Annotated in this window: 26 protein-coding genes; 12 read left to right on the top strand and 14 right to left on the bottom strand. The window is 69.8% G+C overall.

The genetic code is table 11. From position 1 onward, the window contains the following. The 3 genes from AB0B90_RS16195 to AB0B90_RS16185 are packed head-to-tail and all read left to right on the top strand — an operon-like array spanning position 1 to position 2,123. Entirely contained in the window at positions 1–1,098 is a 1,098-nt protein-coding gene (locus tag AB0B90_RS16195; protein ID WP_362923119.1) for an IS630 family transposase, read from the top strand. Positions 1,099–1,113: 15 nt separating this feature from the next. Next, positions 1,114–1,311: a helix-turn-helix domain-containing protein gene (locus AB0B90_RS16190; RefSeq protein WP_362923117.1), complete on the top strand. Its 198-nt coding sequence runs from the start codon at positions 1,114–1,116 to the stop codon at positions 1,309–1,311. Continuing rightward, positions 1,239–2,123 carry an IS630 family transposase gene (locus AB0B90_RS16185; RefSeq protein WP_362923115.1) on the top strand — a complete coding sequence of 295 codons (885 nt, stop codon included), beginning with the start codon at positions 1,239–1,241 and terminating at the stop codon, positions 2,121–2,123. Before AB0B90_RS16190 ends, AB0B90_RS16185 begins: the two co-directional genes overlap by 73 nt. 29 nt (positions 2,124–2,152) lie before the next feature. On the opposite strand, the gene AB0B90_RS16180 is transcribed toward AB0B90_RS16185, so the two are convergent. Further along, positions 2,153–2,368, bottom strand: coding sequence for a DUF397 domain-containing protein (locus AB0B90_RS16180; protein ID WP_362923113.1), 216 nt, complete (start codon positions 2,366–2,368; stop codon positions 2,153–2,155). After that, positions 2,347–3,177 (bottom strand): helix-turn-helix transcriptional regulator, encoded by an 831-nt coding sequence (locus AB0B90_RS16175; RefSeq protein WP_362923110.1) that lies wholly within the window; start codon positions 3,175–3,177, stop codon positions 2,347–2,349. Before AB0B90_RS16175 ends, AB0B90_RS16180 begins: the two co-directional genes overlap by 22 nt. 313 nt (positions 3,178–3,490) lie before the next feature. On the opposite strand from AB0B90_RS16175, the gene AB0B90_RS16170 reads away from it, so the two are divergent. The 3 genes from AB0B90_RS16170 to AB0B90_RS16160 all read left to right on the top strand — a co-directional run bounded on the left by AB0B90_RS16170 (position 3,491) and on the right by AB0B90_RS16160 (position 5,642). Next, positions 3,491–3,895 carry a hypothetical protein gene (locus tag AB0B90_RS16170; RefSeq protein WP_362923108.1) on the top strand — a complete coding sequence of 135 codons (405 nt, stop codon included), beginning with the start codon at positions 3,491–3,493 and terminating at the stop codon, positions 3,893–3,895. Continuing rightward, positions 3,892–4,548 (top strand): hypothetical protein, encoded by a 657-nt coding sequence (locus AB0B90_RS16165; protein ID WP_362923106.1) that lies wholly within the window; start codon positions 3,892–3,894, stop codon positions 4,546–4,548. The genes AB0B90_RS16170 and AB0B90_RS16165 overlap by 4 nt, the downstream gene beginning before the upstream one ends. A gap of 338 nt (positions 4,549–4,886) precedes the next feature. Beyond that, positions 4,887–5,642: an SDR family oxidoreductase gene (locus AB0B90_RS16160; RefSeq protein ID WP_362923104.1), complete on the top strand. Its 756-nt coding sequence runs from the start codon at positions 4,887–4,889 to the stop codon at positions 5,640–5,642. Between the two features lie 117 nt (positions 5,643–5,759). Here AB0B90_RS16160 and ugpC read toward each other — a convergent pair whose 3' ends face one another. Beyond that, positions 5,760–6,980, bottom strand: coding sequence for a sn-glycerol-3-phosphate ABC transporter ATP-binding protein UgpC (ugpC, locus tag AB0B90_RS16155; RefSeq protein WP_350946819.1), 1,221 nt, complete (start codon positions 6,978–6,980; stop codon positions 5,760–5,762). Positions 6,981–7,157: 177 nt separating this feature from the next. Between ugpC and AB0B90_RS16150 the strand changes: the two genes are divergently transcribed. Beyond that, on the top strand, positions 7,158–8,156 hold the full coding sequence (locus tag AB0B90_RS16150; RefSeq protein WP_362923101.1) for a substrate-binding domain-containing protein: 999 nt from the start codon (positions 7,158–7,160) through the stop codon (positions 8,154–8,156). Here the strand turns inward: AB0B90_RS16150 and AB0B90_RS16145 are convergent. After that, complete coding sequence (locus tag AB0B90_RS16145) at positions 8,128–8,613, bottom strand: glutathione peroxidase (RefSeq protein ID WP_350946817.1); 486 nt, start codon at positions 8,611–8,613, stop codon at positions 8,128–8,130. The genes AB0B90_RS16150 and AB0B90_RS16145 overlap by 29 nt on opposite strands. A gap of 222 nt (positions 8,614–8,835) precedes the next feature. On the opposite strand from AB0B90_RS16145, the gene AB0B90_RS16140 reads away from it, so the two are divergent. Together AB0B90_RS16140 and AB0B90_RS16135 are read left to right on the top strand one after the other, a co-directional pair. Next, positions 8,836–9,225: a transglycosylase SLT domain-containing protein gene (locus tag AB0B90_RS16140; protein WP_362923099.1), complete on the top strand. Its 390-nt coding sequence runs from the start codon at positions 8,836–8,838 to the stop codon at positions 9,223–9,225. Positions 9,226–9,685: 460 nt separating this feature from the next. Further along, a complete protein-coding gene (locus AB0B90_RS16135; RefSeq protein WP_350946815.1) occupies positions 9,686–10,060 on the top strand; it encodes a transglycosylase SLT domain-containing protein in 375 nt (124 codons plus the stop codon). 107 nt (positions 10,061–10,167) lie between these two features. On the opposite strand, the gene AB0B90_RS16130 is transcribed toward AB0B90_RS16135, so the two are convergent. The 3 genes from AB0B90_RS16130 to AB0B90_RS16120 form a co-directional block, all read right to left on the bottom strand. Beyond that, a complete protein-coding gene (locus AB0B90_RS16130; RefSeq protein ID WP_350946814.1) occupies positions 10,168–10,500 on the bottom strand; it encodes a DUF202 domain-containing protein in 333 nt (110 codons plus the stop codon). 7 nt (positions 10,501–10,507) lie between these two features. Next, on the bottom strand, positions 10,508–10,849 hold the full coding sequence (locus tag AB0B90_RS16125; RefSeq protein WP_350946813.1) for a DUF202 domain-containing protein: 342 nt from the start codon (positions 10,847–10,849) through the stop codon (positions 10,508–10,510). Positions 10,850–11,012: 163 nt separating this feature from the next. Next, entirely contained in the window at positions 11,013–11,414 is a 402-nt protein-coding gene (locus tag AB0B90_RS16120) for a hypothetical protein (protein ID WP_362906061.1), read from the bottom strand. Between the two features lie 213 nt (positions 11,415–11,627). Between AB0B90_RS16120 and AB0B90_RS16115 the strand changes: the two genes are divergently transcribed. Next, the gene (locus AB0B90_RS16115; RefSeq protein WP_362906063.1) at positions 11,628–11,885 is read left to right on the top strand and encodes a UBP-type zinc finger domain-containing protein; all 258 of its coding nucleotides are present in this window, start codon (positions 11,628–11,630) and stop codon (positions 11,883–11,885) included. A 153-nt stretch (positions 11,886–12,038) separates the two neighbouring features. Here AB0B90_RS16115 and AB0B90_RS16110 read toward each other — a convergent pair whose 3' ends face one another. Next, on the bottom strand, positions 12,039–12,446 hold the full coding sequence (locus AB0B90_RS16110; RefSeq protein WP_362923097.1) for a VOC family protein: 408 nt from the start codon (positions 12,444–12,446) through the stop codon (positions 12,039–12,041). An 88-nt stretch (positions 12,447–12,534) separates the two neighbouring features. Here AB0B90_RS16110 and AB0B90_RS16105 point away from each other — a divergent pair, with 88 nt between their 5' ends. Next, on the top strand, positions 12,535–13,509 hold the full coding sequence (locus AB0B90_RS16105) for a YafY family protein (protein ID WP_350946809.1): 975 nt from the start codon (positions 12,535–12,537) through the stop codon (positions 13,507–13,509). 75 nt (positions 13,510–13,584) lie between these two features. Here AB0B90_RS16105 and AB0B90_RS16100 read toward each other — a convergent pair whose 3' ends face one another. Together AB0B90_RS16100 and AB0B90_RS16095 are read right to left on the bottom strand one after the other, a co-directional pair. Further along, positions 13,585–15,168 (bottom strand): Na+/H+ antiporter, encoded by a 1,584-nt coding sequence (locus tag AB0B90_RS16100; RefSeq protein ID WP_362923095.1) that lies wholly within the window; start codon positions 15,166–15,168, stop codon positions 13,585–13,587. Between the two features lie 293 nt (positions 15,169–15,461). Continuing rightward, positions 15,462–16,871, bottom strand: coding sequence for a hypothetical protein (locus AB0B90_RS16095; RefSeq protein WP_362923093.1), 1,410 nt, complete (start codon positions 16,869–16,871; stop codon positions 15,462–15,464). A 265-nt stretch (positions 16,872–17,136) separates the two neighbouring features. Between AB0B90_RS16095 and AB0B90_RS16090 the strand changes: the two genes are divergently transcribed. Then, positions 17,137–19,227 (top strand): ATP-dependent DNA helicase, encoded by a 2,091-nt coding sequence (locus AB0B90_RS16090; protein ID WP_362923091.1) that lies wholly within the window; start codon positions 17,137–17,139, stop codon positions 19,225–19,227. A 191-nt stretch (positions 19,228–19,418) separates the two neighbouring features. On the opposite strand, the gene aroQ is transcribed toward AB0B90_RS16090, so the two are convergent. From aroQ to aroC, 4 genes are all read right to left on the bottom strand, one after another. After that, positions 19,419–19,853, bottom strand: coding sequence for a type II 3-dehydroquinate dehydratase (gene aroQ / locus AB0B90_RS16085; RefSeq protein ID WP_350946856.1), 435 nt, complete (start codon positions 19,851–19,853; stop codon positions 19,419–19,421). Positions 19,854–19,917: 64 nt separating this feature from the next. After that, a complete protein-coding gene (gene aroB / locus AB0B90_RS16080; RefSeq protein ID WP_350946805.1) occupies positions 19,918–20,994 on the bottom strand; it encodes a 3-dehydroquinate synthase in 1,077 nt (358 codons plus the stop codon). After that, the gene (locus AB0B90_RS16075; protein WP_350946804.1) at positions 20,991–21,494 is read right to left on the bottom strand and encodes a shikimate kinase; all 504 of its coding nucleotides are present in this window, start codon (positions 21,492–21,494) and stop codon (positions 20,991–20,993) included. Before AB0B90_RS16075 ends, aroB begins: the two co-directional genes overlap by 4 nt. Positions 21,495–21,558: 64 nt before the next feature. Beyond that, positions 21,559–22,737 carry a chorismate synthase gene (gene aroC, locus AB0B90_RS16070; protein WP_350946803.1) on the bottom strand — a complete coding sequence of 393 codons (1,179 nt, stop codon included), beginning with the start codon at positions 22,735–22,737 and terminating at the stop codon, positions 21,559–21,561. Positions 22,738–22,766 lie beyond the last annotated feature (29 nt).

The following is a 22,766-nucleotide window of genomic DNA, read 5'->3' as shown; positions in this document are numbered from 1 at the left end:
ATGGCGCGTAAGCCTGAGGTGTTCGTCCGTGCGTTGACGATGGAAGAGGGGCGGCGCCTGCAAAGGATCACCCGGTCGGCCAAGGATCCGGTGAAGCTGCGGCGGGCGATCGTGGTGCTGATGTCCGCACAAGGACAATCGGCTTCGGCGATCACGTCGTTGATGCAGGTCAGTGACGACTACGTGCGCCAGGTGGTGCACGCGTTCAACGAGCGGGGGTTCGAGGCTCTGGACCCAAAATGGAGCGGGGGTCGTCCACGCAGGATCAGTGAGTGGGTGCGCGAGCGCATCTGCCTGATCGCCCGGACGACCCCCGCCGAGTGGGGCCTGACCGGCTTTTCCACCTGGAGCCTGTCCAAGCTCGCCGCCCACCTGATCGAGCTGCGGCTGGTGACCTCGATCAGCCGCCAGCACCTGGCGCGGATCCTCAAGGCCGGCAAGGTGTCATGGCAGACCACCACGACGTGGAAGAGCAGCAACGACACCGACTTCGTCGCCAAGATGCAGCGCATCCTGGCCCTGTACGACGCCCCGCCACCGGGCGGACGGGTGGTGTGCGTGGATGAGTTCGGCCCCTTGAACCTGCAGCCCCGCCAAGGCAAGGCCTGGCGGCCGGGTAAGAACCCCCGCCGCCTGCGGGCCACCTACAACCGCTACAGCGGGGTCATGCACCTGCTCGGCGCCCTGGACCTGGCCACCGGGAAGATCCACTACCGGATCCGTGAACGCAAACGATGGCGCGAGTTCCTGTCGTTCATCAAGTCCCTGCGCACCCGCTGGCCCGCAGGCACCCTCCACCTGATCGTGGACAACTACTCGCCGCACAAGCATCCCCAGGTCAAAGCCTGGGCCGCCGCCAACGACGTCGAGCTGGTGTTCCTGCCGACCTACGCCTCCTGGCTGAACTGGATCGAGTCCGAATTCGCCGCACTGCGCTACTTCGCCCTCAACGGCACCGATCACCGCAGCCACCCCGAGCAGAACGCCGCCATCGCCGCCTACATCCGCTGGCACAACCGGCACGCCCGGCCCAAGGTCAGCTTCGCGGCCAGTTCCCCAATCCGCTCATGGACCAGTTACCCCACCAAGGTTGCGTGACGCGCCACTAGGAGTATGGCGAGAAAAGGTCGCAGAGCGACGTTCGAGGAGAAGGTCTTCGCCCTTCGGTTGATGGAGCAGGGCATGTCACCGGATCGGGTGGCCGAGACGCTGGGAGTGGGCCGCGAGTCGGTGTTTCGGTGGAGGCGCCAGGCGCGGGCGGGGAGGAGGCGCTGCGGATCAAGAGGTCGCCGGGCCGGCCGAGGTGGCTGACGTCTGGGCAGGAGCAGAGCGTCAAGGCGGTGGTGCGTGATGTCACCCCCCGTCAGGTGCTGGGGGTGGCGGCGGCGTTGTGGACGCGGGCGCTGGTGGCGATGGTGATCGCGGCCTGGTTCGGGATCGGAGTGTCGGTGGCGGCGGTCGGGAGGTTGCTGCGCGGGTTGGGCCTGTCGCCGCAGCGTCCGGCCTATCGGGCGTGGCGGCGTGATCAGGTGGCCGTCAGCCGGTGGATGACCGAGACCTTCCCCGGGATTTGCCGCCTGGCCCGGGCAGGGGCAGCGGTGGTGTTGTTCGCCGACGAGATGAGCATGCGCGTCGATCACCGCGCCGGCACCACCTGGGGGGTGATCGGGCAGACCCCGCTGGTGTGCGCCGGAGCGCAGCGCTTGTCGGTGAAGATGTTCTCGGCGGTCGGGATGGACGGCATGCTGCGCTACCGGCTGTGGCGCGGCTCGACGGACCGGTGGGCGTTCATCGGGTTCTGCGTGCATCTGCTGCGCACGATCACCGGGACGATCTTCTTGATCGTCGACGGCTCCTCGAGCCATACCGCCGCCGCGGTACGTGATGTCGTCGCGCGTACCGGCGGCCGGTTGCGGTTGTTCTTCCTGCCCGGCTATGCCCCCGATCTCAACCCCGATGAGTGGGTCAACCAAAACCCCAAGGCGCGGGTGGCTCGTGAGGCGGTCGCCGATGAACACGAGCCGGCCGCGGCCATGCACAGCGGCATGCACCGGCTACAGAAACGCTCCGACATCGTCCGGGCCTTCTTCACCGACCCTCACCTGACATACATCAGCGCATAACACCGACAGTCCCAAAACTTATGATCGGCTCAGTAGAAGTCGAACTCGCCCTTCTTCGCTCCGTCGATGAACGCCGTCCAGACCTCGCCCCTCACCACATAGGGGACCTGGTCGGGAGCCTCGGTGTCACGAATGGCCACATGCCCCTGGGAGAGGGGAGCGACCTCGATGCAGTCGCCACCATTACCGGTCGACCGCGTAGCCTTGCGCCAGACCGCCGTCTCTAGTTCAGCCGTGAGGTCCACTTCTCCACCATCTTCCCGATGAACTCGACCGACGCGCTGTTAGGGAGAGACTCCGCCCTAATGATGTCCATCTTCATGGTAACCGCAGCGACCACCTCAGGATTGCTCGTGACGACGGGCTCCGCAGCCGTTTCCAGGTAGACCGTGTGGCGGTGGCCATTGGGTACTTGCGCGATGACGATACCGCCACTCAAAGCCGGGCTGGCTCCCAACGGTGTGATCTGAATGGTGACGTGGGGAAGTTGCGCGACTTCCAGGAGTCGCTTCAGTTGCTCACCCATGACCTCCGGCCCTCCGATGGGACGGCTCAGAACACCCTCATCGAGCAGCACGAGATAGCGAGGCGGGTTGGTGCGGGTGAAGATCTCCTGCCGAGACAGCCGCGCCGCGACAAGGGTTTCGATCTGATCGCGACTGTAGCGACGCTCGCATGCCAGCAGCGCATGCGCGTAGGCCGCAGTCTGGAGGAGGCCCGGCACAACCAGTGGCTGGCACGTCGTGATCGACAGCGCTTGCTCCTCCACTTCGAGCCAAGGCACGAACCAGATAGGAGCCTTCTCCTTGTGCTGTGAGAGCGATGCCCACAGCTTCCCCAGCCCTGGCCCGAATACCTCTTCGGATCTCGCCAGGAACTGCGTTGTGGGAGGGCGTTTCCCGATTTCGACCGAACCGATCTGGCTCGATGAGTATCCGATCCGGCGCCCCAACTCCTCCTGAGTTAGACCTGCCTCCAAACGCAATCGCCGTACTTCAGCGCCGAACGCCTGGTTTCTTCCTGCCGTTGGGTCCAGATCACGCGCCGCAGGCATTCCTACCTCCCGGTGTTGCATTCGACAACATCCCACGTGTCCGTCAAACAATGAACCGACATCCTGCCGGACGATTGCCCTTCTAACACTGCCCACAAAATACATCTCGGGCTGCAATCTATGAAGCGGAAGCAGGGAGTCGGTAAGCACAACAGGTCTCATCCGACAGGGCATCCTCCCCTGGCGTAGGACGTGTACGTCGCTTATCGGACACATTGCTATAAGCATGGCGACTTTCACTTTTTGCCATCAAAACGCCGGTGAAAGACCGCTATTCGCCAGCTCAGCATGGAGGCCGGGAAGGACAGGGCAAGTGACAATCAAGCGGGAAAAAGCGGTATTCATCGCAGGGGAAACCGAAACACAGGGCGCACCCACCACCAATGCGACAGCGGAGCGCCATGACAAGGTGCTCGCCGTCGTGCAGCGACTACTGCGGGAGAAGGGTGTTCATTCCTACACCGTTCACGCGGTCACCCTGAAGCTAGGCGAGACCGGCGATCGGTGGCCGCTTGGCAGGCAGACGCGGCGCACCCCCCACCTGGTCGCGCACGACCTCGACGGCCGGGAGGTGGCGAAGGTGACCGTGGGTTCGCGTTCCGGCTGCTATCTGGTCTCTCTGCCCCCGGTGGAGCTCATGCCCCAGTTGGTGAACGCCGATCAACCTCACGCGGTCGTGGACTTGATCCTCGCGGCGCTTCCGAAGGAGGCGAAGTGACCGGCCTCGCGGCAGCGGGCACCGCTCTTCGTGAGAAGCCCTACCTCACCCCGTACGCCGAGGAAAGCCTGGATCTACCACTCGCCTTCGAGTGGGGTGATGGAGTGCCCCGGCTGACCTACCGGGACGCACTCCCGCAGGAGTGGATGTTCGGGGCGCTGTGGGCACGCTGCGGCACGGCGCGGGAGGGGAAGATCCTCTGGAACATGGTTCACACGCTGCGGCAACGACGGTGCATGCTGAAACGGCTCTGCCGTATGTGCGGCAGGACGGCCACCGACCCCGACACCGGGCGCGTCTGCTGGGTCCTGCCCTCCGCGTTGGCCGGTGACCTCCGCTCGCCCTGGCCCACGGCTCACCCGCCCACCTGCGAAGCACACGTCGGCGAGGCACTCGCATACTGCCCATACCTGCGCAGAGAAGCGCCGGTCATCTGCACCGTCGGCGACTACTCCCCGATCGGGGTCCTCGCCAACCTGTACGGCGAGGACGACAGCGGCCGGGTGGTGGAGACCCACCATCAGATCGCCGTCGGCCTGGACGAGTCCCACCTGCTCCCCCGGGCGCTGGCCACCCAGCTCATCGTTCAGGTGAGCGACCTACAACCCGCGCCGCATCTGGCGAACCGGTGGCAGGTCATGGGAAGGCCATGATCCTCGAAGCGTTCGAGGAGAGACACCGACTCCATCACCGTGACCGTCCTGCGCGCCCCGTGGCCGCCTTCTTCGTGGAGGACCGGTGCGACGGGTGGCGACCACGGCATCCGGGACCGTGGCGCACCTCCTGAAACTCCCCCGGTAGGGCGCGATTCTTCCCTGGTCAGTCCCCCTGACCGCGCCCTACCGGGGGTAACGCCCCCTGACCGCAAGGTGAGACCCCACACCACCTTCCCTCCGCACCCCCGCGAGGGCAGGGAGCGGTCAGGGGGCACGACCGCGTCCACGTTGGCCGCCTCGCCGGGGTCGTCCGCACCCGTCCCTAGACTGCAGGTATGCCAACCGCACTGATCACGGGGGCGACGGCCGGCATCGGTGCCGCCTTCGCCCGCCGCCTCGCCGCCGACGGATTCTCGCTCGTCCTGGTCGCCCGCGACGAGAAACGTCTCGTCTCCACCGCCGAGGAGCTACGCCTGCGGTACGGGGTGAGCAGTGAGGTGCTCGCCGCCGACCTGGTGACCGAAGAAGGGCTGGAGGCGGTGGAGCGGCGGCTTCACGAGGGGGTCGATCTGCTGGTCAACAACGCGGGCTTCGGCCACCAGGGGCACTTTCTCGACGTGCCCGTGGAGGAGGAGCGCAAGATGCTCAAGCTGCACTGCGAGGCGGTGTTGCGGCTCACGCTGGCGGCGCTGCCGGGGATGAGGGAGCGCGACCGGGGCGCGGTGATCAATGTCGCGTCGGTGGCGGCGTTCTTCGTACAGGGTTCCTACAGCGCGTCCAAGGCGTGGGTGGTCGGCTTCAGCCAGTCCACGGCCGCCGAGCTGACCGGGAGTCGCGTGCGGGTCATGGCGCTGTGCCCGGGGTTCGTGCACACCGAGTTCCACGAGCGTGCCGCGATCGACAAGTCGGGGATCCCCGGGTTCCTCTGGCTGTCGGCGGACAACGTCGTCCGCGACGCCATGCGTGATCTGGCCCGCGGCGTGTGGGTGAGCGTCCCCGACCCGCGCTACAAGGTCATCGCCGGCCTCGGCAGGGTGCTCCCCGTCTCCCTGGTCGACAGGCTCTCGCGCGGCTTCGGCCGCCACCGGTAGCGAGCCCCGGCACGACGGAAGGGCCCGCGCCACGGGAGGGGGTCGTGGCGCGGGCCCTTCCGGCCTGCGGTGATGGTCGTGGACGGGCCTTCCTTCACAGGCGGCCCGTTCGGTGGATCAGACGCGGACGCCGGCCTCGTGGCCGATCGCCAGACCCGAGACCGGGTCGAAGAAGTGCAGGTTGTGGGTGTCGACGATCAGCTCGATGTTCTGGCCGGGACGGACGTGGCTGCGGGAGTTGACGCGGGCGGTCCACAGCGACTTGTCGCCCACCAGCGGCAGCGCCGAGTCCTCGTCGCCGTCGTCGGCGGCGGCGGCCACGGTGTCCTGGTGCTGGACCGGCGGGGCGTCGATGAGGAAGAGCACGTTGATCTCGGAGCCCAGCTCCTCGGTGACCTCGGCGCGGACCGGCAGGCGCACCCACCCGGAGGAGGAGGCGTTGGCGGCGACCGAGTCGTCGAAGTCGGAGGGGCGGATGCCCAGGATGATCTTCTTGCCGACGTACTGCTCCAGGGCGCGCTTCTCGGCGACGGTCTCGTTCGGCACCGGCAGCCTGAAGCCCGCGAACGCGACGGCGAGGCCGCCGTCGCCGCGCACCAGCTCGGCGTTGACGAAGTTCATCGACGGCGAGCCCATGAAGCCCGCGACGAACAGGTTGACCGGCTTGTCGAAGAGGTTCTGCGGGGTGTCGACCTGCTGGAGCAGGCCGTCGCGCAGCACGCAGACGCGGTCGCCGAGGGTCATCGCCTCGACCTGGTCGTGGGTGACGTAGACGGTCGTCACGCCCAGGCGCTCGTGCAGGGTGTTGAGGGAGGCCCGCATGGAGACGCGGAGCTTGGCGTCCAGGTTGGACAGCGGCTCGTCCATGAGGAAGGCCTGCGGCTCGCGCACGATGGCGCGGCCCATGGCGACACGCTGACGCTGACCACCGGAGAGGGCGGCGGGCTTGCGCTTGAGGTACTGGTCGAGGCCGAGCATCTTGGCGGCCTCGCCGACGCGCTTGGAGATCTCCGCCTTGGGCATCTTGCGGAGCTTCAGACCGAAGGCGAGGTTCTCCTCGACGGTCATGTGCGGGTAGAGCGCGTAGTTCTGGAAGACCATGGCGATGTCGCGGTCCTTCGGGGGCAGGTGGTTGACCACCCGGTCGCCGATCGCGATCTCGCCGCCGCTGATGTCCTCAAGGCCGGCGATCATCCGCAGGGCGGTGGACTTGCCACATCCGGACGGCCCCACCAGCACCATGAACTCCCCGTCCTTGATCTCAAGATCAAGGCCGTTCACTGCTTTGACGCCGCCCGCGTAGATCTTGTCGACTTTGCTGAGAACGATGGATGCCATGGATGTCCTTGTCGCCTCGGGCCAACCCCGCGTTCACCCGATATTGGATACGTTTTCATGCATCTCACCGGAAACGGATAACCCTGTCAAGGGTTTGCCCGGTTCTGGCCTGTCAGCACGACAGTCGTTCTCGCTCCGCACTGGAACGAACACGGAAAACATGATGGAATCGTTTCCATGAACATGCGTCGTACGACGATCAAGGATGTCGCCGGGGCGGCCGGCGTGGGGGTCGCCACGGTGTCGCGGGTGCTGTCGGGCGGGTCGGCCAGCCCGGAGACCAGGGAGCGGGTGCTGACCGTCGCCGCCCAGCTCGACTACCGGCCCAGCGCGCTCGGACGCAACCTGCGCCAGCGGCGCTCGGGCGGCATCGGGCTGCTGCTGCCCGACATCACCGACACCTTCTACGGCCGGGTGGCCGACGGCGTGCTCGCCTGCGCGCGCTCGGCGGGCGAGCCGGTCATCGTGGGCACGACCGGGGACGACCCGGAGCGCGAGGCCGAGCTGATCGGCATGCTGCTGGAGCAGGGGGTGGACCGGGTGATCGCGATCCCCTCCGGCGACGGCGACGGCTGGGCGCCGACCCTGCGGGCCGGGGTGATCACGGTGTTCGCGCACCGGCTCTCGGCCGGGCGTGACGACATCCCCGCGGTGGTGGCCGACGACCGCGCGGGAGTCGGGACCGCGGTCGACTACCTGACGGGGCTGGGGCACCGGCGCATCGCCTATCTGGGCGGCCCGGGACAGCAGCAGCGCCTGTCGGCCTTCAGGCAGGCGCTGGGCCCTCTCGTCGACGAGGACCTCATCGTCGTCGCCCGGGGCAGCCGCGACTCCGCGTACGCCGCCGCGGCCGGGCTCTTCCAGCACCGGCCGGACCTGACCGCCGTGCTGACCGGGGGCAACCTGCTGGGCGAGGCGGCGGTGCTGGCGGCGCGGGAGCTGGACCTGCGCATCCCCAGGGATCTGTCTCTGATCATGTTCGACGACGTGCCCTGGGCGGAGCTGTGCTCACCGCCGCTGACGGTGATCGCCCAGCCCGCCAGGGACATCGGCTACCGCGCCGCCGAGCTGGTGCTGCGCGGCGGCACCAGGAGGCCGCGGGGTGTGCTGCTGCCCACCGAGCTGATCGTGCGGGGCAGCTGCGCGGCTAGAGGGACTTCTCGATCGCCGCGATGACGGCGGGGTCGTCGGGCTGGACCTTGGGCCGGAACCTCGCCAGCACCTCCCCGTCCCGCCCGACGAGAAACTTCTCGAAGTTCCACTCGACGTCACCGGCCTTGCCCTCGGCGTCGGGGGTGGCGGTCAGCACGTCGTAGAGGGGGTGCCTGCCGTCACCGTTGACCTCGGTCTTGGCCAGCAGCGGGAAGTCGACGCCGTAGGTGGTGGAGCAGAACTCCTGGATCTCCTCGGCGGTGCCCGGCTCCTGGCCGTAGAACTGGTTGCACGGCACTCCGACGACGGTGAAGCCCCGCTCGCCGTAGGTCCGCTGCAGGTCGACGAGACCGGCGTACTGAGGGGTGAGGCCACACCTGGAGGCGACGTTCACCACGAGAACGGCCCTGTCTCCGGCCAGCTCGGCCAGAGTGGTGGGCGTGTCGGCGAGAGTGTCGATGGCGATATCACGGATTCCCATGAGTCGCAGCCTAATCTCCCTGTCACATTTGGGAGTTATGCCGTCCATAAAGTGAAATGTGACTGAGGCCACAGGTGAGACGATGCCCCCCTCACCAAGGCTTTGATCATTCTCTTACCGATCTTTGACAGGACTCCTGACAGGCGCTGTCGACTGGCCCGCCGCCGAACGGCGAGGCATCGTGTCGGCCGTTCCCCCGTACTCAACGCACAAGGGAGTCCCATGTCGACGCTACGCCGTACCGGTGTGCTGGTGATCACCTCCGTGCTCGCCCTCGGCACCACCACGGTCGCTCAGGCGTCCTCGGCACGAGCGGGCAACCAGGCCGTCGCCAAGCCGCTGGTGTCCGCGCACGGCTGGAACAAGACCCAGTTCACCTGCCTTCGCAAGCTCTGGAGCAAGGAGAGCAACTGGAACCACCGCGCACTCAACCGCTCCTCGGGTGCGTACGGCATCCCGCAGGCGCTGCCCGCGGGCAAGATGGCCACCGCGGGGCGCGACTGGCGCACCAACCCCAGGACGCAGATCAAGTGGGGACTCGGCTACATCAAGCAGCGCTACGGCTCACCGTGCCAGGCCTGGAACCACTCCCTGGCGCGGGGCTGGTACTGATCAGGAAGCGGTGCCCTGAAACCCCATGGCAGGGTGATTTTCACCCCGTCTCCCGGCATGGGTGATTCACCGGTCGTAACCGGCCCTTCCTCGAACCACCCGTAAATCACGAAGATCGGGCAAACACCTCCCCTTCGCGTGTCCCTATCCACCGTTCGGCGCTCTCTCACGTAATAGAAAGCCGCCTAGAGAGATCGCCGCGGCGTCTCATGCCGGAAACAGGCCGGAGAGACCGCGCGGACGTCCCCGTCCGAGCCACGGACGCCGGATCGTCGGACGAGGCAGGACACTCCGTGTCACTCCCTCGCCTTCCGCACGCGGCCCGAGGACAAGGATCCACGTGAACAGCTACCGCGTTCTGCGCAACACCGTCGCGACCGTTCTGGCAGCATCGACGATGGTCGGCCCATCGGCGACGGGGAAGGCTGAAAGCACCTCCGAGACGTCCAGGAAAGGGACGATGAGGACGGTGCACAGGCTCACCTGGGCCACCCAGGTGAAGCCGAGGGTGAAAGCGGTCGCGAGAACCGCCAAGGGCAGGAACAAGACGATCGCCTATCGTCTGGTGTCCCGCCGAGCGTGGCCGCACAGCCAGTTCCGCTGCCTGGACAGTCTCTGGACCAGGGAGAGCAACTGGAACCACCGCGCGTACAACCGCTCGTCGGGCGCGTACGGCATCCCGCAGGCGCTGCCCGCGGGCAAGATGGCCGGCAGTGGCAAGGACTGGCGCCACAACCCGGCCACGCAGATCCACTGGGGTCTGCGATACATCAAGAGCCGCTACGGGTCACCGTGCGGCGCGTGGGGTCACTTCCGGTCGAGCAACTGGTACTGACCCAGGAGAGTTTCCAGGGGAAGGGACAACTCTCCTGACGTCCGGGGCCTGGGGCCCCAGGCCCCGGACGTCACCCTTTCCACCCCTTCGAGCCGCTCCCCCGCTCTCTACCTTCCGAACCTTCCCAGCACGAAGACGACGGCCCCGGCCACGGCGGCGAGGGTGCCGATCCAGACGATGAGGGCGTCGGCCCGGTTGTCGAGGGGGTGGCCCCCGTGCAGGGCCTCCTGGGTGCGCCGGTAGCGGACGCCCGTGTGGGTCAGCAGCAGGACGGCGCAGAACACCGCGGGGACGAAGGGGACGACGGCGAGGACGGGCGTTCCCTCGCGCAGGGCGACGCCCGCGCCGGCCAGGCTGGTGACGGCCAGCACCGCGGTGGTGCGGACCCAGGCGAGACGGGTCCGTTCGTTCTGCAGCCCTTCGTCCCAGAGCCTGTTCACCGCGGGATCACCTGGACAGCAGGATGAGGACGAGGGCGAGCACGGCGACCGCCGCCACACCGTATCCGAACAGGGGCGCGAGGGCCGGCGGCGGGAGCGGGGCGGAGCTGCGCAGGGCGTTCTGGACGCGGCGCCAGCGAGGGTAGGCCATCGCGGCCGCCAGGGCCGAGAGCGACACCAGGATCACGGCGAGCAGGGTGCGCATCCACGGGACGAAGACGTCGGCGGAGACGGCGGCCATCGCCACGCCGCCCGCGCTCAGCGCGAGCGACGTACTCAACCAGGTCAGGTACGTGCGTTCGTTGGCGAGGGTGAACCGGGGGTCCGGCTCGTTGTCCGGAGAGTTCATGAACTTTCCTGGGTCTTCATAGGAACGACGCTATTTCAGCGACATTCCCCCTAGAGAACCCGGGATTTCCGGAGGTGCGCTCCGACACCTCCGGGTCTCACCCGCCCGGCCGCCGGGGCGAAGGCTCCGGCGGCGGGTGATCTCCGCACTCAGGCGGCGAGGACTATCCGCAGGCTTCCGTCAGCTGCTGAACCCAGCGTGCCGAGTCGGTGGCCACCTTCTGGGCGGCGTCGACGGCGCTGTTGGCGTCGGTGACGTTGATGCCCTCCAGGGTGTTGGAGACGCCCTCGGCGGCCTCCTTCAGCGAGGTGTTGGCCGCCTTGTCGGCGAGGTCGCCCAGCTTGGCGCCGCCCTCGTTCAGCGCCTGCTCCATCGCGGCGGGGTCGTTGAGCAGCCCGGAGACCTTGGCGACGGTCTCGGTGACGATGCCCGTCGCCTGCACGCACTCCTGCGCCTTGTCGATGCCCTGGCTCACCTCCTGAAGCTCCGAACAGCCGGTGGTGACGAGGACTGCGGCCAGCACGGAGGCGGCGAGGACGGGAATTCGTCGCGGAAGGGGTCGCATGCCCCGACCCTACCCAACGGGCCGCCGCGACAGGCGCCGCCGTACCGGCTCGTTACCCGCCGGATCCGCCCGTGGAGGCGGGATGCGGGACGCGGGAGGGCCCGGGAACCAGGCGCGGGAAGACCGCGGAGCCGGGACACGGGGAGGCTCCGGATCCGGGACGCCACGCTGGCCGTACGATCGATCGGTAGTCACACGAGCGAGGGGGAGACCATGCCGACCTGTGAGCACATCCTGAAAGCCCAGGACCCGCCGCCGCGCACGCCTCAGGGGTGCGAGGAATGCCTGGCGATGGGCAGTCGCTGGGTCCACCTGCGCAAATGCCTGTCCTGCGGGCACATCGGCTGCTGCGACTCCTCGCCCAACAAGCACGCCAGCGCCCACTTCCGGGAGACCTCCGACCCGGTCATGGCCTCGTTCGAACCGGGCGAGGACTGGCGCTGGTGCTACGTGGACAACATCATCGGCTGACCCGTCGGCCCCACGCCCACAACCGTCCGGGCCGGACCGGCGGATGACGGCCCGGCCCGGACGAACACCGCCTCGCGGCCGTCCGGCGGCCTCCGGTCCCGGCTCACGAGCGAGCCCTCCACTTCGAAGGCTCGGCGACGGTCACGCCGTGCGTCAACGGTCCAGCATTTCCAGGTAGTGCTCGTTGTACATGATCCCCAGCACGTTGCCGAACGGATCGACCACGGACGCGGTGACGAAACCGGGGCCGCGCTCGGTGATCGGCATGTACGGCGTGGCCCCCATCGCCAGCAGCCGGTCCAACGTGGCCCGCACGTCGTCGACGTGCCAGTGGACGACCGCGCCTCCCGGGGTGGCGGCCGCCTCCGACGGGGCGTACCGCCGGTCGATGAGACCGAGTTCCGACAGGTGGTCGCCGATCCGGAACTCGTAGTAGGCGGCCGGTTGCCCGTCACCGGGGGCCTCGAAGTACGGTTCGACGTCCAGCAGGTCGGCGTACCACTTCTTGGCGGCCTCCATGTCATCGGCCCAGAGGTTGATGGTGGCCGGTCCTCGCAACATGGGTGTTTCCTTCGTTCGATCAGTGGTACCAACCATTTTCGGCTCTAAAGTGCTCACCAACTGATCACTTTTCTGGAGAACCGGAAGCATGCGCGCCGACCGTCTTGTCGCCGTCCTCCTGCTCATGCAGGCCCGAGGCCGAGTGACCGCGTCCGAACTGGCCGAGGAGCTGGAGGTGTCCGTGGCCACCGCCCGCCGCGACCTCGAGGCGCTGTCGGCGGCCGGCGTCCCGGTCTACCCCCAACCAGGACGCGGCGGCGGATGGTCCCTCGTCGGCGGCGCCCGCACCGACCTCAGCGGCCTGTCGGCGACCGAGGCCCAGGCCCTGTTCCTGCTCCTCGGCCCGGCGACGTCCGTCGTCCCCGAGGCCAGATCCGCGCTGCGCAAGCTTCTGAGGGCCCTGCCCGGCACGTTCCGCGCCGACGCCGAGGCCGCGGCGAGAGCCATCGTGGTCGACCCGGCCGGCTGGGGTGCGCGGGAACGCCGGCGTCCCCAACCGGTCGAAGTCCTGCAGAACGCCACCGTCCGCCACCTCAAGGTCGATCTCACCTACACCAACCGGGCCGGTGAACAGAGGCGACGGCTCGTCGCCCCCTGGGGTTTGATCGACAAGGACGACATCTGGTACCTCATGGCCGGGACCGACGACGGGCAACGAACCTTCCGGGTCGATCGGATCGTCGAAGCGGTCGTGACGGACCTCCCCTCTCAGCGACCCGACGATTTCGAACTGTCACAGGCGTGGCAGCGGGTCGTCGACGAGATGGAGAGGCGACGCTCGCGCGTCTCGGCGACCGTGCTCGCCGACGCCCGCCACCTGCCGGTCCTGCGCGACCAGTTCGGGCGCCACTGCGTCGTCGAGGGCCCCGCCGGCGACGGGCGTGTCCGTGTCCGCCTCAGCGCCCCGACGCCACTGATGATCGCTCAGCAGCTCGCCGGTTGGGGCGCCGCCGTCGAGGTCGAGGAACCGGATCCCGTCCGTGCCGAACTCGCCCGGCTCGGCTCGGAACTCACCGAGCGCTACGCCGCCCGGAGGGAGTCCGCCACCGGTCGACGGCCCTGAGGTGGCCGGGCCGCCGACCGCGGAACACGGTGGTGGCGGCCCGATCCGCTCCGGTGCCGACCTGCCCGGGGTCGGCTAGTCACGCTCCAGGGTGGCCTCTTCGAAGTCGATCTCGTGGAGGACCCTGCGGAGCACCTCGTCGTCGATGCGCCGCTCGTCGCGGAGTCCGACGAACACCTCGCGCTCGACCATCAGCATCTCCCTGCGGAGCCGCCGGTAGACGCCGCTCGGCGTCTCCTCCCCCTCGGGTCCCGTACCGCCGCCCAGGCGCTCCCAGGCGGTGAGGGTACGGCGCTCGGCGCGGGTTCTCAGCTGGTCGACGACCTCCCTGTGGAGTTCGTCGACGCCCTCGGCCACCAGTTCGTCCAGCCGGGCCAGCGCGGCCGTGGCGGCCGCCTGCTGCGCGGCCGCCTCGGCCAGGTTGTCGGCGTAGATCTCCCGCTCGTTGGAGACCTTCAACCTGCGGATCAGCGCCGGGAACGTCAGGCCCTGGACCAGGAGCGTGCCGATCACCACCGAGAAGGTGAGGAACAGGAGCAGGTCGCGGCCGGGAAAGGTCGCGGGTATGGCGAAGGCCGCGGCCAGGGAGACCACTCCGCGCATGCCCGCCCAGCTCACGATCGTCACGTTCTGCCAGGTCGGCGCGCGGGTCTCGGCCTGCCGGACCTTCTTGGACAGCATCCGGGGCAGGTAGATGCTGGGCACGACCCAGACCACCCTCGCGACCACCGCGGCGCCGAAGACGGCGAGCGCCATCCCGGCGAGCCTCCACCCGTCGCCCCACTCCAGCTCCCTCATGATCGGCCACATCTGCAGGCCGATCAGCGCGAAGACGATCGTCTCCAGGAAGAAGCCGAAGACCCGCCAGACCGCTTCCGAGAGCAACCGGGTGCCGAAGCCCGCCCTGGGCATGTGGTGGCCGATGTAGAGGCCGACGATCACCACGACGATCACGCCGGAGACGTTCAGGATCTCGGCCGCGAGGTAGACGGCGAACGGGATGAGCAGCATGACGGTGTTCTCGACGAGCGCGTCACGCAGCCGGACCAGCACCCAGGTCAGGATCCAGGCGAGCGCGAGGCCCATCGCCACGCCGCCCGCCGCGGAACGCGCGAAGTCCAGGGCGGCGTCCTGCCAGGTGATGCCGTGCCCGACCGCCGCCGCGATCGCCACCCGGTAGGCGGTGAGCGCGGTGGCGTCGTTGAACAGGCTCTCCCCCACCAGGATGGTGACCACCTTGCGGGGCAGCCCGAGCCTGCGGGCCACGGCGACGGCGGCGACCGCGTCGGGCGGGGCCACGATCGCGCCCAGCGCGAACGCGGCGGCCACCGGCAGCTGGGGCAGGAGCAGATGGGTGACCCACCCGACGACCAGCGTGGTGAACAGCACCAGGCCGACCGAGAGCAGCGCGATCGGCCTGCGCAGGTCCTTCAGCCTCAGGTAGGAGCTGTCGATCGCCGCCGAGTAGAGCAGCGGGGGCAGGAAGACCAGCAGGACCAGCTGGGGGTCGAGGTCGTACTCGGGTACGAACGGCGACAGCACCACACCGGCGAGCACGAGCAGCAGCGGCGCCGGCCATCCCCTGCGCCTGGCCACCGCGGCCACCGCGATCCCGACGGCCGACACCGCCAGCATCTGCAGCACCGTCGACTCTTCCACGCCACCCCGTCAGGTAGGGATCGGTCGGTCACCCGGCGGTCACCGGGCAGCCACCGCACGGCCGCTGAGCGGCCACCGAAGCAGCCTACGTGCCCCGGCACGCCTCGCGAACCGCCCTCCCCGGCGGGCCGAGACCACCATACGGCGCGAGTCGCGCCCCCGGCGGACGCCACACGCCGTCCGTCCGGACGAAGAGCTCCGCGACAGGGCGTGGCGGAGTGGACGGAACGGCTCAGACCTCACGAGGGACACGGCGGGGCCGTGCGAGCAGGGGGCCGCGTCCCGGGGAGAGGTCACCAGTCGCGCTGCTCGTCCCGGTCGCTGCGGCGCCGGCCCTCGCGGCGCCTGTCGTCGTACTGGCGCTCGTCTCGGCGGTGATCGTCGTACCGCTCGTCGTAGCGCTGCTCGGGGCGGAGCCTCTCACCGGTGGAGTGCGGTGGCTGATCCTGGACGTAGGGGCGGGGCAGTCTCTGGTCGGGCGCGGCCTGACCTCGCAGGCCCAGAGGATCGGACGGGTCAACGTCCTGCTGGGCGTACGAGGGCGGCGCGCCGTACAGGTCGCGCAGGTCGGCGGGATGACCGGCCTGGTGCTGCTGGGCGCCGTAGGCGTAGGGATCGGGCTGCGCGGGGGCCGGGTAGCCGCCGTAGGAGTCGCCCTGGGAGGCGTCGTAGGCGGCCTGCTGCTGGGCGGCGAACCCGAAGGGGTCGGTCGAGTTCTGCTGTCCCTGCCCGTAGGGGTCGGGCTCCGGCCGCTGGGCGGACTCGGCGAACTGTCCGGCGAACTGGTCGAGGCGCGGCGTGAACGAGGTGGCCGGCTTCCTGCGGCCCGCCGGGGCCGTGAACGGATCGGCGGGCTGGGCGGGCTGGGACGGGGACTGGGGCGGAACGCCGTACGGATCGGGCCGCTGGGCGCCGTAGGGGTCGGGCTGGGCGGCGCCGTAGGCGGCCTGCCGGCCGGGCGGAGCGGCGTAGGGGTCCGGCGCGGGCGGGGCGCCGTACGGGTCGGGCTGGGCGGGCGGGGCGCCGTAGGGGTCCGGCTGCTGGGCACCGTACGGGGCGGGCGGCGCGGGCGGGTAGCGGTCGCCGGACAGCTGGTAGGCGGCCTCGCCGGTGGCGGGGCCCGAGCCGAGCGGCTCGACCGGCTGCGGCTGCCCGTAGGGCAGGGAGTCGTTCACGATCATGTTCTCGCGCGGCACGACGTCCGGGGAGCCGTACCCCTGGGGCATCCGCTCCTGGGGGCGGTCGAGAGGGGGCGGCGGCACCGCGCCTCGCGCGACGAGCACGTCGTTCGGACCGAGGGTGGCGGCCTGGCGGGGTTCGTCCAGCGGCGAGGGGACGTGACCCGCCGGGTCGGAGTACTGCTGCGCCTGGACGTAGTCCTCCGGGCGGGGCCGGGCGTACTGACCGGTGCCGGGATACTCGCCGTAGGGCTGCGGCTCGTCCTGGGAGGGCTGCTCGGCGTGAACGGGCTCGCCCACCTCGTCGGGGTACTGCCCACCGGCCTCGACGAAACCCTCGTCAAGTGTGTCGACCAGGCGTCCCACATCGCTCATGGGCATGCGGAAACTCGCGGTGCACATCTCGCCGCGCCACAGGCTCAGCACCAGCGTGCCTTCGTGCCAGGTGACCCGGAGCACCCGCTCCTGGCCACGCTCGTCAAAGAACACCTCACCGAACGACGGCAACGGGACAACTTCCGACATGGAAGACATAGTGCTTTAACCAGCCTTTATTCGTCCACTCGACCTCGGGAAACCCTACCGAACCGGTCTTTACGTCCCCATCTTCCGCCTCAGCGGCACCGAAACGGTAGCCCCTCCCTTGACCTTACGAGGATTGATGAGCCGGGTGATCCAGCCAGTTTGCCATGTGACGTGAACCTCGGGTTCCGGAATACGGGTATGCGTCCGCGCCGCGACTCGCCGGAGCAGCCGCGACTGTCGGGGCGAACGGGTACGGTTGGCTGTCGTGCCGACCGACTCCATCGCCCCATCCGAAGACGTCTCCTCAAAGGTGGATATTCCCCCGGTTGAGGATTTGCTGAGCACCGCCGTCGAGGCGGTCGGCGGGGTCGAACGCCCCGGGCAGATCACGATGACGAGGGCGGTGCAGCACGCGATCGAGTCGGGCGACCATCTCGCCGTCCAGGCCGGCACGGGCACCGGCAAGTCACTCGCCTACCTGATCCCCTCGATCAGGCACGCGATGACCTCCAAGGGCGCCGTGGTGGTCTCCACCGCCACCATCGCGCTCCAGCGCCAGCTCGTCGACCGCGACCTGCCCCGCCTCGCCAAGGCCCTCGCCCCGAAGCTGCCGCACGAGCCCGCGTTCGCGATCCTCAAGGGCCGCCGCAACTACCTGTGCCGCTACAAGGCGAGCGCGGGATGGCCGGACGAGGAGCAGGACCAGCTCTTCGACCCCCGGGAGGTCAACGCGACGGGCCGGATGGTCCAGCGCATCCAGGAGTGGGCGAACGAGACGGAGACCGGCGACCGCGACGAGCTCGTCCCCGGCGTCAACGAACAGGCCTGGCGCCAGTTCTCGGTCAGCGCCAGGGAGTGCCTGGGGGCCACCCGCTGCCCGAGCGGCATGGAGTGCTTCGCCGAGCTGGCCCGCGCCCGCGCCGGTGAGTCCGACGTGGTCGTGACCAACCACGCGCTGCTCGCGATCGACGCGATGGAGGACTTCCCGCTCCTGCCCGAGCACGAGGTGGTCGTGGTCGACGAGGCCCACGAGCTCGTCGACCGCGTCACCTCGGTGGTGAGCGGCGAGCTGTCGGAGACCATGGTCGCGGTCGCCGCGCGGCGGGTCGGCAAGCTCATCGAGCAACACCTCGCCGACCGGCTCATGGAGGCCGGCGAGGACCTCAAGGCCCTGCTCGCCGCGGCCCCCGCCGGGCGCCTCGACGAGCTCCCCCAGGTGCTCGGGATGACCCTCGCCCTGATCCGCGACGCGGCGTGGGCGTGCATCACCGCCCTCGGCCCGCGAAGTGGCGACAAGGACGACCCGGAGGGCGCGGGACTGCGCAGGGCGGCCTTCACCTCGCTGGACGAGGTCCACGACACCGCGCAGCGCATGCTCGACGCCTTCGGCCACGCCGAGGAGATCGACCGGGCCGAGGTGGTCTGGCTGGAGGGGGGCACCGACCGGCGCCCTCCCCTGCTGCGGGTGGCGCCGCTCACGGTGGCGGGCATGCTGCGCGACAAGCTCTTCGGCGACCGTACGGTCATCCTGACCTCCGCCACGCTCGCCCTGGGCGGCGCCTTCGACGGCCTGGCCCGCCAGTGGGGCCTGGGCGGCGGGAAGGACGCCGCGGAACCCGTGGAAGAGGAGACGCGGGAAGGCGTGGAGGGCGGGGACAGGAAGCGGAGGAAACGCGACAAGGGCGGAGCCGGTTGGACCGGCATCGACGTCGGTTCCCCCTTCGACCACCCGCGCAGCGGCATCCTCTACGTCGCCAAGCACCTGCCCCAGCCGGGGCGCGACGGTCTGCCCGAGGCATACCTTGAGGAGATCACCGAGCTGATCGAGGCGGCGGGAGGCCGCACCCTCGGCCTGTTCTCCTCGATGCGCGCCGCCAAGGCGGCCACCGAGGCCCTGCGCGACCGGCTGAGCGTGCCGCTGCTCTGCCAGGGCGACGACTCCACGATGCTGCTGGTCAAGCAGTTCGCGGAGGACGAGCCGACCTGCCTGTTCGGCACGCTGTCGCTCTGGCAGGGTGTCGACGTCCCCGGTCCCTCGCTGCGCCTGGTCATCATCGACCGCATCCCCTTCCCCCGCCCCGACGACCCGCTCAGCTCCGCCCGCCAGCGCCACGTCGCGGCCAAGGGCGGCAACGGGTTCATGTCCGTCGCCGCCACCCACGCCGCGCTGCTGCTGGCCCAGGGCGCGGGCCGTCTGCTGCGCAGCCAGCACGACAAGGGTGTGGTCGCGGTGCTCGACCCCCGGCTCGCGACGGCACGCTACGCGGGGTTCCTGCGCGACTCGCTGCCACCCTTCTGGCCCACCAACGATCCGGCGAAGGTCCGCAGCGCCCTCAAGCGCCTCAGCTCCTCCTGAGACCATCGGCGCCGGATCCGCGGGTCCCTCGTCGCCGAGGGATCCGCGGATCAGAAAACGGCCGGTGCGGCAGGCCGAGGCGTGGCCGCCGCCGATCGACTCGGACCGCTTCACGGCGAACAACGCCACCGGCCGGGCACCTCAAGGTGACGGCCGATGCGGCAGCCCGAGGCCCTCTTACCGGCCCGGGATCAGGTGGCGGTCTCGGCGATGGCCTGCAACGCCAGCACGTACGACCGCAGGCCGAAGCCCGCGATGGTGCCGGTCGCCACGGCGGCGACCACCGAGTTGTGCCGGAACTCCTCGCGGGCGGCCGGGTTGCTGATGTGCACCTCGACCAGGGGCGCGGTGCGCTGGGCGATGGCGTCGCGCAGCGCGTAGGAGTAGTGGGTGAACGCCGCGGGGTTCAGCACCACGGGGATCCTGCCGTCGGCCGCCTCGTGCAGCCAGCCCAGCATCTCGGCCTCGTCGTCGGTCTGCCGGACGTCGACCGACAGGCCGAGCTCCCTGCCGGTGTCCCGGCAGAGCGCGGCCAGGTCGGCGAAGGTCTCCGCGCCGTAGACATCCGGCTCGCGGGTGCCGAGCCGCCCCAGGTTGGGGCCGTTGAGCACGTAGACGGGTCTCATCGGGTCACTCACCGCTCCTTGATGGCCGCGCGCCTGCCGCGGCGGCCGACGTGACTCAGCAGACTTACCGGGCGACCTCGTGGTAGGCGGCCTCCAGGAGCTCCTCCGGCGGGTCGACCAGCGGAGACACCTTCGCCAGGTCGTCCAGGAGGACGAAGCGCAGTTTGGCTCCGCGGCTCTTCTTGTCGAGGCGCATGTGGTCGCGCAGCTCGGGCCAGGCCTCGCGGCGGTAGGCGGTGGGCAGCCCGACCGAGGTGAGGATGGACCTGGTCCGCTCCACGACGTCGGCGCCGATCCTGCCGTCCAGCCGGGACAGCTCGGCCGCGTAGACCATGCCGATCGCGACGGCCTCGCCGTGGCGCATCCGGTATTCCTCGACGCGCTCGATCGCGTGCGCCAGTGTGTGGCCGTAGTTGAGGATCTCCCGCAGACCGCTCTCGCGCAGGTCGGCCCCGACGACCTCGGCCTTGATCCGGATCTTCCGCTCGATCAGCTCGCGGGTGTGACGTCCCTCGGGGCGCCTGGCGCCGTCCGGGTCGTCCTCGATGAGCTCGAGGATCCGGGGGTCGGCGATGAAGCCGCCCTTGATGATCTCCGCCAGACCGCCCACGTAGTCGTCGCGGGGCACCGAGACCAGCGTCGCCAGGTCGCACAGCACCCCGGCGGGCGTGTGGAAGGACCCGACGAGGTTCTTGCCCTCGGGGGTGTTGATGCCGGTCTTGCCGCCCACCGCCGCGTCGACCATGCCGAGCAGGGTGGTCGGCACCTGCACGACCTTGACGCCGCGCAGCCAGGTGGCGGCGGCGAACCCCGCCAGGTCGGTGGTGGCTCCCCCGCCGACGCCGACCACGGCGTCCGAGCGGGTGACGCCCGCGCGGCCGAAGGCCGACCACAGCTCCGCGACCACCTCGACCGTCTTCGCGCGCTCGGCGTCGGGCACCGGCAGCGCGACGACCTCGTACCCGGCCGCCTCGATCGCGCCGCAGACGGGACGGGCGATCTCCGGCAGGCTCTCCGGGTGGATCACGGCGACGGTGCTCACCCCCGCCCCCAGCAGGCCTGGCAGCTCGCCGAGCACACCGGTGCCGACCACCACCTCGTACGGGCTCTCGCCGGGCACACCGATCCTGGAGATCGTCACGGCTTCAGGTCCTCCACGATCTGGTCGACGATCTGGCCGGGTTCGCGCTCGTCGGTCGCCACCACGATCGTGGCGAGCTCCTCGTAGACGGGGCGACGGGCGTCCATCAGCTTCTTCAGCTGACTGCGCGGGTTCAGCACGAGCAGCGGTCGCGCCGAGCCCAGGCCCACCCGCTGGACGGCGTTGGAGAGCCCGACCTCCAGGTAGACCACCGGCTGTCCGGCCAGCAACGCGCGGGTGGCCTCGGCGAGGATCGCGCCGCCGCCCAGGGAGAGCACCCCGTCGTGCTCGGCCAGCGCCCGCCGTACGGCGTCGGCCTCCAGCTCGCGGAAGACCTCCTCGCCGTCCTCGACGAAGATGTCGCTCACCGGCTTGCCCGCCACCTGCTCCACGTCGGTGTCGGTGTCGCGGAAGGCGACCCCGAGCCGCTCGGCGAGAAGCTGCCCGACGGTCGACTTGCCCGATCCTGGAGGACCGATCAGCACTGCTCGGGGACTCATACGATCTCCTTCGACGCCGGCCCGCCCGTCGGGGAACCGAGAGCGGCCTCGCCGGGACGCCCGCTCACTTGATCACCAACGAGGAGAGGTAACCGGACAGGTTGCGGGCGACCTCCTCGACGGAGTCGCCACCGAACTTCTCGATCGCGGCGTCGGCCAGGATCAGCGCGACCATCGCCTCGGCGACGATCGCGGCCGCCGGGACCGCGCACACGTCGGAGCGCTCGTGGTGGGCCTTGGCGGCCTCGCCGGTCAGCACGTCGACGGTGGCGAGCGCCCGGGGGACGGTGGAGATCGGCTTCATCGCCGCGCTGACGCGCAACGGCTCGCCGTTGGTCATGCCGCCCTCGACGCCACCGGCCCGGTTGGTCATCCGGCGTACGCCGTCGGCGGTGTTCTCGATCTCGTCGTGGGCCAGGGAGCCGGGGCGGCGGGCCGTCTCGAACCCGTCGCCGACACCGACGCCCTTGATCGCCTGGATGCCCATCAGACCGGCGGCGAGGCGGGCGTCGAGGCGGCGGTCCCAGTGGGTGTAGCTGCCCAGGCCCGGCGGCAGGCCGTAGGCGATCACCTCGACGACGCCGCCGAGGGTGTCGCCGTCCTTGTGCGCCTTGTCGATCTCGGCGACCATGGCCGCGCTGCCCGCGGGGTCGGCGCAGCGCACCGGGTCGGCGTCGATCGCCTCCAGGTCGCCGGGGCCGGGGACGACACCCGGGGTGGTGGCGGCCCCGCCGATCGAGACGACGTGGCTGACGATGTCGACGCCGAGCGCCTGCTTGAGGAAGCTCCGCGCCACCTGGCCGAGCGCGACGCGGGCGGCGGTCTCGCGGGCGCTGGCCCGGTCGAGCACCGGGCGGGCGTCGTCGAAGCCGTACTTCTGCATCCCGGCGAGGTCCGCGTGGCCGGGACGGGGGCGGGAACGCGGCGCGTTGCGCGCCTGGCCCTCCAGCACGGCCGGGTCGACCGGGTCGGCGGCCATCACCGTCTCCCACTTGGGCCACTCGGTGTTGCCCACCCGGATGGCGACGGGACTGCCGAGCGTCCGGCCGTGGCGGACTCCGCCCACGATGGTCACGACGTCCTGCTCGAACTTCATCCGCGCCCCGCGCCCGTAGCCGAGGCGGCGACGGCGCAGCGCCTCGTCCAGCTGTGCCGTGGTCACCTCCACCCCGGCGGGCAGTCCTTCCAGGATCGCGACGAGCTCGGGGCCGTGGGACTCCCCTGCGGTCAACCAGCGCAACATGGTGACAAGTCTTCCACGTGCCGCCCACT

Origin of the sequence: Streptosporangium sp. NPDC049078, from assembly GCF_040648855.1 — a bacterium.
GTDB lineage: Bacteria > Actinomycetota > Actinomycetes > Streptosporangiales > Streptosporangiaceae > Streptosporangium.
This window is presented reverse-complemented; position numbering and strand designations above follow the sequence as displayed.

Coding starts and splice junctions, on each gene's coding strand:
- AB0B90_RS16195 (WP_362923119.1), top strand. CDS start 1: ATGGCGCGTAAGCCTGAGGTGTTCGTCCGTGCGTTGACGATGGAAGAG.
- AB0B90_RS16190 (WP_362923117.1), top strand. CDS start 1,114: ATGGCGAGAAAAGGTCGCAGAGCGACGTTCGAGGAGAAGGTCTTCGCC.
- AB0B90_RS16175 (WP_362923110.1), bottom strand. CDS start 3,177: ATGCCTGCGGCGCGTGATCTGGACCCAACGGCAGGAAGAAACCAGGCG.
- AB0B90_RS16160 (WP_362923104.1), top strand. CDS start 4,887: ATGCCAACCGCACTGATCACGGGGGCGACGGCCGGCATCGGTGCCGCC.
- ugpC (WP_350946819.1), bottom strand. CDS start 6,980: ATGGCATCCATCGTTCTCAGCAAAGTCGACAAGATCTACGCGGGCGGC.
- AB0B90_RS16150 (WP_362923101.1), top strand. CDS start 7,158: ATGAACATGCGTCGTACGACGATCAAGGATGTCGCCGGGGCGGCCGGC.
- AB0B90_RS16145 (WP_350946817.1), bottom strand. CDS start 8,613: ATGGGAATCCGTGATATCGCCATCGACACTCTCGCCGACACGCCCACC.
- AB0B90_RS16140 (WP_362923099.1), top strand. CDS start 8,836: ATGTCGACGCTACGCCGTACCGGTGTGCTGGTGATCACCTCCGTGCTC.
- AB0B90_RS16135 (WP_350946815.1), top strand. CDS start 9,686: ATGAGGACGGTGCACAGGCTCACCTGGGCCACCCAGGTGAAGCCGAGG.
- AB0B90_RS16125 (WP_350946813.1), bottom strand. CDS start 10,849: ATGAACTCTCCGGACAACGAGCCGGACCCCCGGTTCACCCTCGCCAAC.
- AB0B90_RS16120 (WP_362906061.1), bottom strand. CDS start 11,414: ATGCGACCCCTTCCGCGACGAATTCCCGTCCTCGCCGCCTCCGTGCTG.
- AB0B90_RS16115 (WP_362906063.1), top strand. CDS start 11,628: ATGCCGACCTGTGAGCACATCCTGAAAGCCCAGGACCCGCCGCCGCGC.
- AB0B90_RS16110 (WP_362923097.1), bottom strand. CDS start 12,446: ATGTTGCGAGGACCGGCCACCATCAACCTCTGGGCCGATGACATGGAG.
- AB0B90_RS16105 (WP_350946809.1), top strand. CDS start 12,535: ATGCGCGCCGACCGTCTTGTCGCCGTCCTCCTGCTCATGCAGGCCCGA.
- AB0B90_RS16095 (WP_362923093.1), bottom strand. CDS start 16,871: ATGTCGGAAGTTGTCCCGTTGCCGTCGTTCGGTGAGGTGTTCTTTGAC.
- aroQ (WP_350946856.1), bottom strand. CDS start 19,853: ATGAGACCCGTCTACGTGCTCAACGGCCCCAACCTGGGGCGGCTCGGC.
- AB0B90_RS16075 (WP_350946804.1), bottom strand. CDS start 21,494: ATGAGTCCCCGAGCAGTGCTGATCGGTCCTCCAGGATCGGGCAAGTCG.
- aroC (WP_350946803.1), bottom strand. CDS start 22,737: ATGTTGCGCTGGTTGACCGCAGGGGAGTCCCACGGCCCCGAGCTCGTC.